We start from the raw sequence: 10951 nt of genomic DNA, 5'->3' as shown, positions 1-10951 counted from the left end.
ATCAAGGCGCAGACCGTCCGCCTCGACTACCGCGGTGAGGACGGGGAGATGTACGTTTTAAATTTAATCGACACTCCGGGCCACGTAGATTTTAGCTATGAGGTCTCGCGCTCGCTGGCTAGCTGCGAGGGGGCGATCCTCGTCGTGGATGCGAGCCAGGGCGTGCAGGCGCAGACCATCGCAAACGTCTATATCGCGCTGCAGCACAATCTTGAAATCATCCCCGTACTTAACAAAATCGATCTGCCCGCCGCCGATCCGCAGCGCGTAAAAGAGGAGATCGAGCACGTCATCGGGCTTGATTGCAGCAGCGCGATCGAGGTCAGCGCCAAGACGGGCGCGGGCATCAAGGAGCTTTTAGAGGCGATAATCACTCGCATTCCCGCGCCCAAAACGGACGACGCCGCGCCGCTTAAGGCGCTCATCTACGACAGCTGGTTTGATAACTACCTGGGCGCGCTCGCGCTTGCGAGACTCTATGACGGCGTGCTGAAAAAGGGCGACGAAGTCTATATCATGGGTAGTGAGAACCGCCACGAGGTGCTAGATCTGATGTATCCCAACCCGCTCGCGCCCGCCAAAACCCGCGAGCTTAGCAGCGGCGAAGTGGGCATCGTAGTAATGGGGCTAAAAAATGTCGCCGACGTGCAGGTAGGTGATACGATCACGCTTTTTAAAAATCGCGCCGCCGCGCCGGTGGGCGGATTTGAGAAGGCAAAGCCCTTCGTGTTTGCGGGCATCTATCCCGTGCAGACCGATAAATTTGAAGATCTGCGCGACGCTTTGGACAAGCTCAGCCTAAACGACAGCTCGCTTAGTTACGAGCCCGAGACGTCGCTGGCGCTAGGATTTGGCTTTCGCGTCGGGTTTTTGGGGCTACTGCATATGGAGGTCGTAAAGGAGCGGCTCGAGCGCGAGTTTGATCTCGATCTCATCGCCACGGCGCCGACCGTCACATACGCCGTGTATCTCACGGACGGCTCGTGCGTGCGGATACACAGCCCTAGCGAGCTTCCCGCGCCAAATTTCATCGAGCGCATCGAGGAGCCCTACGTCAGGGCGACTATCATCACCCCGAGCGAGTTTTTGGGCAATCTCATCAGCCTTTTAAATTTGCGCCGCGGCATCCAAACCAAGATGGATTACATCACGCCTGAGCGCGTCCTGCTCGAATACGACGTGCCGACAAACGAGATCATAATGGACTTTTACGACAAGCTTAAATCCTGCACCAAGGGCTATGCGAGCTTTGATTACGAGCCGATCGATTATAGGCGCGGCGATCTAGTAAAGCTCGATATCCGCGTCGCGGGCGAAGCGGTCGATGCGCTCTCGATCATCGTGCCCGCCTCAAAGGCCGAATCCAAGGGGCGCGACCTCGTTAAAGCGATGAAGGAGATCGTGCCGCGGCAGCTTTTTGAGGTCGCGATCCAGGCAAGCATCGGCAACAAGATCATCGCGCGCGAAAACGTCCGCGCCATGGGCAAAAACGTGACTGCCAAGTGCTACGGCGGCGACATCACGCGCAAGCGCAAGCTGCTCGAAAAGCAAAAAGAGGGCAAGAAGCGCATGAAGGCGATCGGCAGGGTAAATTTGCCGAGCGAGGCATTTTTGAGCGTGCTGAAGATCGATTAAATTTAGTGTGCGGGCAATCTAAATTTCATCTTTTGCCGCGCTGTCGTAAAATTTCGCCTTTCAAATTTAACGATCGTGCAGGCGGTTTAAATTTAGCGGCTCGTCGTTCGGTATGAAATTTCGTCTTTAAATTTCACTATCTTAAGAGGCGCTTTAAATTTTATGCCCGCACGGCTTTAACTATCGCTCGCCGCCCGAGCTGATACATTCGCTGCTGCGCACCCATTTTGCGCCGCTTTAAGCTCTAGCGCTCGCTGCTCGGTCGTAAAATTTCGCTTTAAATTAGGCTAAAATTTCGCCTTTCAAATTTAACGATTCTGCGGGCGGTCTGAATTTTGCCGTCCGCCGATCATTGCGGTCGTGCTCGTCATCTCCTGCAGTTGTACTCGCCGCGCCCGTCGCCTTCTGCAAAATTTTATCCCAGCGCGCCCGCTATGAAATTTTACCCGCTGCGGTTTTGTAAAATTTGATTAAATTTTACTGCGCGCCGCGTGAAATCGTTATAGCGCAAGCGACAGCTAGAATTTATTTTGATGAATTCCATAGCCAAGCGCGGCGTATAAAAGAGAGCGCCGATAAATTCAGCAAAAGCGCTAAATTTATCGGCGCGAGATCAAAGGAGTAAAAATGAAATTTTTAGACCGCTTAGGCGTGGATAAGAGCAGCTTTACTGATCTATTTTCGGCATGTTTAGGCTGCGGCGCAAGGGTGCAAGAGATGGGCTCGAAGCTGATCACAAAGGGCAGGCGCCGGTCTGTGGATTTTGAGCGCGGTAAGACCCTCTCCGGCGATGATGCGCCGCGCGCCATCTGGTATATTGGCAGCGAAGCGAGCAGCAGCCGCACGTGGCTGTGGGGATACGAAAACATAAACCGCCTTGATGAGCGGCTGCTCACCCTTGCGCGAGATGTGCGCGACTTCGGCTTGCGGCACGGGCTAGCCGAGCTTAGCACGCCTAAGCTCGTACTAAGCGCGGAGATAAACGGCCACGCTCTAAGCGCGATCGCGTGCGGATTATCGCAGGAACCGGTATGTTACTACCGCTGTCCGCACGCAGGCGGAGCGGTGTTTGTGGCGTTCGCGGCGGGCGAGTGCGTGAGCTCCGATGGCACGATCAAGCTCAGCATGGACGCAAGGGGGCTCATCTCTTTAGCGCGCGATTATATAGGCACATTTCAGTTAAATCACGCCGTTTTTATTAAGGCGCTTTTACTTAGAAACGGCACGAAATTTAGCGAAGCGGCGGACAAGATCGTAGCAAATTTTAAAAATGACGCACTCTTTTCGTTTGATAATTTGGGGCGGCTAAGCGAGGTGAAGTTCGCCGTATAGAGCCGCAAATATTGCGGCATGCATTCGAGGCTTTGAAATTTACGCCGTGAAATTCTTCTTCGTAAATTTTATATCTTAACATTTTCATCCTTAGAATTTTGCTCGGTAAAATTTAGATCGCAAAATTCCGCCGTGCGAAATCCTCTTAAAATTTTACGTTGCAAAATTCTGTCGCTAAATTTACGCCAAATCTCTAAATTTAAATCAAAATCAGTCGCCGTCGATGTCGAAGTCAAGATGCTCTTTGAAGTAGGCGCGCAACCTGCGGCGGTCGTTGCGGCTGGGCGTGATCGCAAACCACAGTACGCGGTCGTTTAGATCCTTGCCGCGGATCAGCACGGTGTCGCGCAGCAAGATGTCGTGAAAGTCGCCGTTTAGCCGCCACGACGAGAGCGTCTTGGCGAAGATAAAGATCACGACGCCCACGACCATTATCACGAACGCCATCCCCACGCGCTCGCTCATGGCGATACCGACTAGCCACAGCACGATGATCGATCCGATTCCAAATGTAAAGAACTGCTCGTATTTTACGTAGCGGGAGTGGCTAAGCGCCGTGTAGCCAGTGCAGGTGCGCAAAAAGCCTGGAGTGAGCCTAACGTAGTCGATATTAAAGAGCAAAATTTCGCTCTTGCCCGCGCCCGAAACGAAGGTGATCGCGTGGTCGTTAAATTTAAACAGCCCGCCGCCATCGCGCCCTTGATACCAAGCTACGCCGGCGATCAAAAGTCCTAAAATCCCGCCTCCCCCGCGTCCGTGACCGTTTCCTAAAAAAATTTTATCTAAATCGAGCCCTGCCGACATGCCGTAAAAAAATATAAAAGCCATCATCGTAACGGAGAATATCACGATGAAGGAGTTATCGTTTTTGACGCTAAATCCGCCTGCGCTTGTGGTTCGTGCGCCGCGGCTGCGAAGGGCGGCTTTGTAGTCTTTGGTAGTAAAAGTAGGCATAAAGCTCCCTTTCTTTCGGGCTTGCAAAACAGCTTGCGCACGCTTTTAAGCCCGTTTAAAACGGCGGAATTTTATAAAATTTCAGATCAAATTCGGATTAAATTTCAAATTTGAAGAGGTTTTGAGATTTAAAGAGTTTCAAATTTAAAGGATTTGAAATTTAGCCGCCTAGCTACGCTTAAAATTTACGCTTTCTCTCAAATTTATAAAAATTTCAACGCATAGTGGCACCGAAAGATCGTAAATTTAGCCCGGGCTAAACCCCATTTTTGTATAATTTCATGAAATTTTAAAGGATAGAAAATGAAAAAATTTTTTGCTTTGCTTCTTGCGGCGTTGTTTTTCGCAGGTTGTGGACAGTCTCAACCGAAAGTGCCGATCGCAAGTGCGTATAAATTCAAGGGCATTACCTACCAACACTTCCAAAACCATAATCCGAAAAAATTTATCTATCAATCGCTGGAAGCAGTCGAGAAAAAGTACAACGAGCAGCTTTTAGCGGCGCTAAAAGAAGCGAACCTGCTGGATCAAAACTCTACCGATGAGCTTAAAATTACAATAAAGCACCACAGGGGCTTTACCGGCGAAGCTACTCCGTTTCCTAGCGATAGAATCGGTGGCATAGAGTTTATTTATGAGGTTAAACTAGTAAGAAACGGCCAAATTTTAAGAAGCTACGTGCAAAATGACATCGAGCATTACGATCCGGGATTTTTCGGCAATATGAAAACCATAGCGTTGCAAAATACGGATGATAGCTATGAAAATGCCGCAATTACGGCTCTTGTCAAGCATTTGATGGAGATCATAAAGAGCTTTTAGTGGCTCAAGGGCTTTGCATTGCAAACTAAACTGCAGTAAATTTTTAAAGCACGACTGGCGGGCGTATGTGGCGGTTCGCATGATCTAAACCATCATAAATAGTTTTTGGCGTTTTGCAGGTTTCTAAATCGCGGAATTTACAAAAACAGCTGCAAACCTACGCGGTAAATTAAAGTGCAGTTTCGTAGAAATTAAGAAATCAATTTAAATTGCAAATGGTAGTTTTGCTGAGACAAATTCTGCTTCCTTGCAGTCAAATTCTGCGTTATAACCCAAGCTTAAATGCTATAAATTTGAAATTCTGCGGTACAAAGCACCTGTTTATAGGCTATGAGCGCAGCCTCTTTTGCAAAGCCTTTATGTTTCTGCCCTGTTAAAATAGTACTGCGTGTTTTGCGTAATCTATCTTATAAGCCTTTTTAAGCTCATCCAAAAACCGCTCGCGGCTAAAAACAAAAATGAAAGCGAAGATAGGCAAAATATAAGCTTGCCGATCTGCCCGAAAATTTCGCCCGAATGAATATCTAAAACTGCTGTGCGTATCGTCATAAAACGCGGCATTTGCGCTTTCATATCGGCAAATTTAACGTCCCTTAAAATTTCGCTACTCGTAGCATTGATCGCGATCCTATTAAATTCATCGCTCTCGTCGCTCGCAATCCCGTATATCGAGCTATATACTCCGTCTTTTGGATTAAGCATTATGTTAAAAAATTTAAAATTTTCGCCATGCTTTCGGGTAAAAATTTCAAACACAGCATCGATCTCTTGCAGTTTGCTTGTATCCTTAAACCCAGACTTTTGGCTAGGTTCAAATTTTTCAGCTTTATAAATTTGCTCCTCGCCCAAAATTTTATTCGTTAGTCTTGCTAACCAGTCATAAGAAAAATATAGCCCGCTCGCGCTTATAGCAAAAAGTATTACAGCCGCATAGATGCCCGTGCATCCGTGGATCTGATAAAGCAGCGCGTAGCCGCGAGTTTTGAAGTTGATCTTCAGCGCTTTTGTGAGCTTGCATCTAAAAAACGGATAATAGATCAAAATCCCGCTTAGCAAAAGCAAAATGAGCCCTAGCGTGCTAAGTGCCACGATTTGCCTGCCGATCTCGCGAGCCCCCTCGCCGAAGGCGAGCTCAAAGCCTAGATTTGTATGAAGGTTTAGCACAACGTTCATTATCCGCTCTTCATAGTTCTCACCGACGATTTGTCCGTCATAAGGACTCAAAAGATACGCTCTTGCTCGTCCTTTGCCGTCTTTGCCCGCGACTTCGATGCTTGCGCCGCCGTCTTTTATGCCGATTAACTCCGGCGTGAAGCTGCTTTGCTTCTCGCCGAAAATTTTTAAAATTTCAGAAATTTTTAGGCGAGGCGCATCTTTTTGGACGGCGAAAGACTGCCGCTCGTTAATCGCGTCAAAAATTTCATCGTGATACGAGATGAAACAGCCCGACAAGGCGACTACGAGCAGCGGTAGTGCACAAAGCAGAGACAAAATTAAATGGACGTTGAACCAAAAGTTTTTCTTTAAAACTCTCCTCATCGTTCAAATTTCATCTTTAAATTTTGCTCGAATTAAAAATTTACGTTGAAGCCGAGCTGAAATTTACGACCCTCAGCTATGAGGGCCCTGGTCGGTTTATCGTCTATTACTCTTTCGTTAAATACGTTATATACGCTAAAATTTACGCTAGCGTTTTTCGTGATTTTATAGTTAGTCCCGACGTCGGTGACGGCGTAGCCCTTAGTGTTTACATATACGCCATTTTTTACCCTGCTTATATAATTTACCTGCGTCCAGAAGCTCAGATCGCTATTAAAGTCGTAATCAAGTCCCGTTTTTATCATATAGCGCGGGGTGTCGGTCAGCGCTTTGCCCTCGTTTTCGCCTGATTTTTGTTTTGATTTAGCATAGGTATAGTTTGCGTGAAATGCTAAATTTGATAAAATTTTCCACTCGCCGCTAAGCTCAAGTCCGTCTATGGAGGCTCTGCCGATATTTACGTTTTCATAAATTCCAAAATAGGTCTTGCCTTGATAAACACAAGTCCAAGTAGCGGGATTATTAAAATCCGCTCCCGATCCCCAGCCGCCGCATCTTACGACGCTATCGATCTTGTCTTTGAAGTCGGTGTGAAAAACGGTCGCTGAAAGGCTTAGATTATCGTTATTGTCATACATTGTTCCGATCTCGTAATTTACGCTAGTTTCGGGCTTGAGGCTGCTTCGTCCCAGTCTGATACCGCGTCCGTGATTTATCGGAATTTTTAGCCCTTCGGATCTATCGTCGATATTAGGCGTCGTGTATCCCGCCGATACGCCTCCCTTAAACGATAAATTTTCATTTAGATGATAAACGATGTAGCCGCGCGGCGCAAAGTGTCCGCCGTAGTCTTTGTCGTAGTTATATCTTAAGCCCGCAGTCAGTGCAAGCGCGTCCGTGACATAAAAATTATCCTCTCCAAATACCGACACATCCCATCTTTTTAGATGCGCATCATCGCTAAAGCCCGGCTCATTTTGTGATGAATCCAGCTTCTCATGGCGATACTGCGCGCCGAGCGTTAAGGTATTTGAGTCAAAAAGATACGAGCCTTGAGTATTAAATATCGTAGATCTTAGCCTGATGTCGCTTGCGGCTTGATCGGAAAAGGTTTTCGTAACCTCGTGCGATAGATAGGTATCGGTTAGAAATTTATCGTATCTTCCGCTATGCGAGAGCGAAATTTGATCGTCTTTGTCGTCTTCGTGAGTGTTATATCCCAGATACGCCGTTTTGCCTAGAGTTCTTGAGGTCAAGTTTTTCGTGTGTTTGTAATCAAGCGCGAGATCGTCGTTTTCGGTCGGCTTAAACATCAGCTTTGCGCCGAAATTCTTATCTGCGTCTTTTGGATTGCCGTAGTCTTTGGCGTCTTCAAATTTATGAAAATATCGTCCGTAAAGCGAAATTCCGAGCGCGTCGGGCACTATCGCGCCGCTTGCATAAAATCCCGTAGAGTAGCCATTGCCTATGTCTTTGTGCTGCGCGATGTCGTAGTAGCCGTTTATATTGGCGCTAGGTTCATTCGAAAAGCCTTTGGTGATGATGTTTATCACGCCACCCATAGCGTCCGTGCCGTATAGAGAACTCATCGGTCCGCGGATGACTTCCACGCGGGCGATAGCATTTGCGGGCGGGATGAAGCTTTGGATGCTTCCTTGCGAGCCGAAACCCGGAAATGCGCTCTCGCTGGAAACAGGACGACCGTCGATTAAAATTTTAGTATATTTTGAATCCATACCACGCATTCTGATATCGCTTTTGCCCTTCATTGAGCTAAATCTAGGCGCGGAATATACGCCTGGTATATCCTTTACGATGTCGGCTACGTCTTTGTGATTTCTCTTTTCGATCTCTTTTTGAGATATTACCGAGATCGATGCCGGCGCTTCTTTGATATCTTGCTCAAAGGCGGTGGCGCTTACGACGATCTCTCCTAAATCGGCCTCTTGCCCCCCCCCATAGTTGTGCGGTTAAAACCGAAACTGCCACGAGCGATAAATGCAAACTGCGCATTATTATGTCCTTTTGATAAAATTTTGCGAATGAAATTCACGGACGAAATTATAGCTCCGAAAAGATTAAATATTTATAAAATATTAAAAGGCGTTATCGCTATCAAGCATATTTGATTCTCCCGTGCAATCGCTAGTTATAGGCATTGATGAATAAAATTTTATTTGCTCTTGGCGGTTTAAGGAGAGAATGATAAATTTAAAGGCTAATGAGCTTTAAAAATTTACGCCGCGTTGTAAATATCAAAATTTAAATGCAGTGAGTTCGGGATATCTGTCATTAGTGTGCGCCGTGGGTTTTTGCAGAGAAATTTAATGAGACTTTGCGAAGCGTAGCCGACGAGTATGGGGGCTAGCAACAATTAAATTTTTATGACGAATAATTTAAAGTAGGGTATTTTTAATACTAATTTTTTAAGCGTTAAAATGCGACTTGCGGCGGCTGGTGCGGCAAATTTGCTCTGCGATTGCAGTTAAAATTTCCGCCACGCGGAGCAAATACCGCGCATAAATTGAATTCGCCGCATAGAAGCTAATTTTGCATCGCAGTTAAATCGACAATAGTCAAATCGCAGCGAGCTCAACGCTGCAAATTTAGAGCCCATAAGCGCAAGCGCTTAGCTTAGGCTGCGTTGCGCCTCTTACTACAAAGCGTCTAGTTCGCATTCCCGCAGCTATCTAAAACAAACCGCACAACGCTTTAAATTTTAAAATTTTATTTGAATAGGCTATTTACGCTCTCGTCGTGATATACGCGCCTGATGACCTCGCCGAAAAGCGGAGCGACGCTGATTACCTTGATGCGGTCGCTTTCCTGCTTTAGCGGGATCGTGTCGGTCACGACGAGGCCGTCTAGCGTGCCGCTTTCGATGCGCTCGTATGCCGGACCGCTTAGCACGGCGTGCGTGCAAAACGCGCTGACGCTCTTTGCGCCCTGTTCCTTAAACGCGCCCGCGGCCTTGACGATGGTGCCCGCGGTATCGATCATATCGTCGATTAGGATCACGTCCTTGCCCGCGACGTCGCCGATGATATTCATCACTTCGCTTTTGTTCGCCTCCTCGCGGCGCTTATCGACGATCACCAGATCGAGCGAGAGCTTTTTGGCGAAGCTTCTGGCGCGCGCGACGCCGCCAACGTCGGGGCTGGCGATGATCGGATTTTTTAAATTTTTCTCTTTCAGATAATCCAAAAATATCAGCGAGCCGTAGAGGTTATCGACCGGCACGTCGAAAAAGCCCTGTATCTGCCCCGCGTGTAGATCCATCGTGACGACGCGGTCGATCCCCGCCGTCTGCATCATATTCGCCACGAGCTTCGCGCTGATCGGTACGCGCGGAGCTGCCTTGCGGTCTTGGCGAGCGTAGCCGAAGTATGGCACGACCGCCGTGATCGAGTTCGCGCTGGAGCGCTTCAGCGCGTCGGTTAGGATCAGAAGCTCCATCAGATTGGAGTTTGCGGGCGCGCAGGTCGGTTGGATGACGAAGACGTCCTTGCCGCGCACACTCTCGCCGATCTGGACGCTGATTTCGCCGTCGCTGAAGGTTTTGATCGCGCACTCGCTAAGCGGCAGCGAGAGATATTTGGAGATTTTTTTGGCAAATTCGGGATTTGCGGTGCCGGAGAAAATTTTATATCCGCGCATTTTGATGACCTTTGGATTGAAATTTGCTCGAATTCTACACCAAAAGCGCTAAATTTTAGCTAATTCGCCCGCCGCGCTCACGTAAAATTCATAAGCAAGCATCGCGAACTGCCGCCCATTTGCTGGATAAATTCTTTAAAATTTCAGGGCGGCTCGGCTCGCCGCGGTTTTACTCCGGCGAAATTTTAGCTGCGGATTACGGCGCCCGCGAACGATCGTAGCCTGCGTTTTTGCACGAGCAGCCGCGCAGATTGCGGGCAAAATCGTATCGCAGAGGGCGAGGCGTCGATGAGCGCGGAATTTTACATTCGCTATGCAAACGCGCAAAATTTTATCTTTAGAGCTGCGGAGAGCGCGTTTAAATTTAAATTTTGAGCTCGCATGGGACAGACTGCGCGGATACTTTGCGGCGCGCTAAATTTAGACTGCCGCGGCGTATAAATTTTTAGATTTCTTAGGCGATTAAATTTAAAATGCGCTTTGCTTTGGTGAAAATTTAAAGCTCGTTTTGACGATCAAATTTAAAGCTCGGCTTTTAAAGTCTGCCCGCGCGCCGCGAAATTTTAAAATTTATCGCGCGACTTTGGTCTGTCACGTAAATTTAGACACCGCCTTTGCCGCTTAAATTGTAAAAACCGAAAAGCTATGAGTACGAATTGAGAGGCAGGTCGTTACATAGATTCTAGTGCGGTATGACATGAATCTCGTCAAGGGTCACGGCATAAACCAAAGTATGACTTACTACGACATACGCCCTAGTGCAGATCACGACATAATTTCTAACGCAGATTATGATATAAATTCCAATAGGTATCGCGCCGTGAATTTTAAAATTTCAAACGCAAATTTAAAAGCGAATTTAGCAGTTTTAAAAGCAGATTTAAGGACGGATTTTAGATTATGAAATTTTTAAATTTAAAAGTTGCCGCCGTACTCGCGCTGCTGCTCGCAGGCTGTGACGGATGGAAGCACCATCTAAGCAGCGACGGCACCTCGCTTGCCTCCAAGTTCG

General features: G+C 47.6%; 9 protein-coding genes. 4 read left to right on the top strand and 5 right to left on the bottom strand.

The genetic code is table 11. The annotated features are described in order from the left end of the window. Both lepA and Q0274_RS10745 read left to right on the top strand, forming a co-directional pair. A partial coding sequence (gene lepA / locus Q0274_RS10750) for a translation elongation factor 4 (protein ID WP_298029610.1) occupies window positions 1-1635 on the top strand: 1635 nt, incomplete at its 5' end. A 627-nt stretch (window positions 1636-2262) separates the two neighbouring features. Continuing rightward, a complete protein-coding gene (locus Q0274_RS10745; RefSeq protein ID WP_298029608.1) occupies window positions 2263-2967 on the top strand; it encodes a DUF6882 domain-containing protein in 705 nt (234 codons plus the stop codon). A gap of 68 nt (window positions 2968-3035) precedes the next feature. On the opposite strand, the gene Q0274_RS10740 is transcribed toward Q0274_RS10745, so the two are convergent. Next, entirely contained in the window at window positions 3036-3203 is a 168-nt protein-coding gene (locus tag Q0274_RS10740; protein ID WP_298024122.1) for a hypothetical protein, read from the bottom strand. Continuing rightward, on the bottom strand, window positions 3178-3921 hold the full coding sequence (locus Q0274_RS10735) for a hypothetical protein (protein ID WP_298029606.1): 744 nt from the start codon (window positions 3919-3921) through the stop codon (window positions 3178-3180). The genes Q0274_RS10740 and Q0274_RS10735 overlap by 26 nt, the downstream gene beginning before the upstream one ends. A 303-nt stretch (window positions 3922-4224) precedes the next feature. On the opposite strand from Q0274_RS10735, the gene Q0274_RS10730 reads away from it, so the two are divergent. Next, window positions 4225-4743, top strand: coding sequence for a hypothetical protein (locus Q0274_RS10730; RefSeq protein ID WP_298029605.1), 519 nt, complete (start codon window positions 4225-4227; stop codon window positions 4741-4743). Window positions 4744-5145: 402 nt separating this feature from the next. Here Q0274_RS10730 and Q0274_RS10725 read toward each other — a convergent pair whose 3' ends face one another. The 3 genes from Q0274_RS10725 to Q0274_RS10715 all read right to left on the bottom strand — a co-directional run bounded on the left by Q0274_RS10725 (window position 5146) and on the right by Q0274_RS10715 (window position 9939). Next, window positions 5146-6282 carry a PepSY domain-containing protein gene (locus Q0274_RS10725; protein WP_298029603.1) on the bottom strand — a complete coding sequence of 379 codons (1137 nt, stop codon included), beginning with the start codon at window positions 6280-6282 and terminating at the stop codon, window positions 5146-5148. A 32-nt stretch (window positions 6283-6314) separates the two neighbouring features. Continuing rightward, a complete protein-coding gene (locus Q0274_RS10720) occupies window positions 6315-8132 on the bottom strand; it encodes a TonB-dependent receptor (RefSeq protein ID WP_298029612.1) in 1818 nt (605 codons plus the stop codon). 877 nt (window positions 8133-9009) lie between these two features. Then, a complete protein-coding gene (locus tag Q0274_RS10715) occupies window positions 9010-9939 on the bottom strand; it encodes a ribose-phosphate pyrophosphokinase (RefSeq protein WP_177386867.1) in 930 nt (309 codons plus the stop codon). A gap of 697 nt (window positions 9940-10636) precedes the next feature. On the opposite strand from Q0274_RS10715, the gene Q0274_RS10710 reads away from it, so the two are divergent. Continuing rightward, window positions 10637-10843, top strand: coding sequence for a hypothetical protein (locus tag Q0274_RS10710; protein WP_298029601.1), 207 nt, complete (start codon window positions 10637-10639; stop codon window positions 10841-10843). The last annotated feature ends 108 nt before the right edge of the window (window positions 10844-10951 follow it).

The organism is uncultured Campylobacter sp. (genome assembly GCF_937973075.1).
In the GTDB taxonomy this organism is placed as follows: Bacteria; Campylobacterota; Campylobacteria; order Campylobacterales; family Campylobacteraceae; genus Campylobacter_B.
The sequence above is the reverse complement of the archived record's forward strand: the minus strand, read 5'-3'. Positions and strand labels throughout refer to the sequence as shown.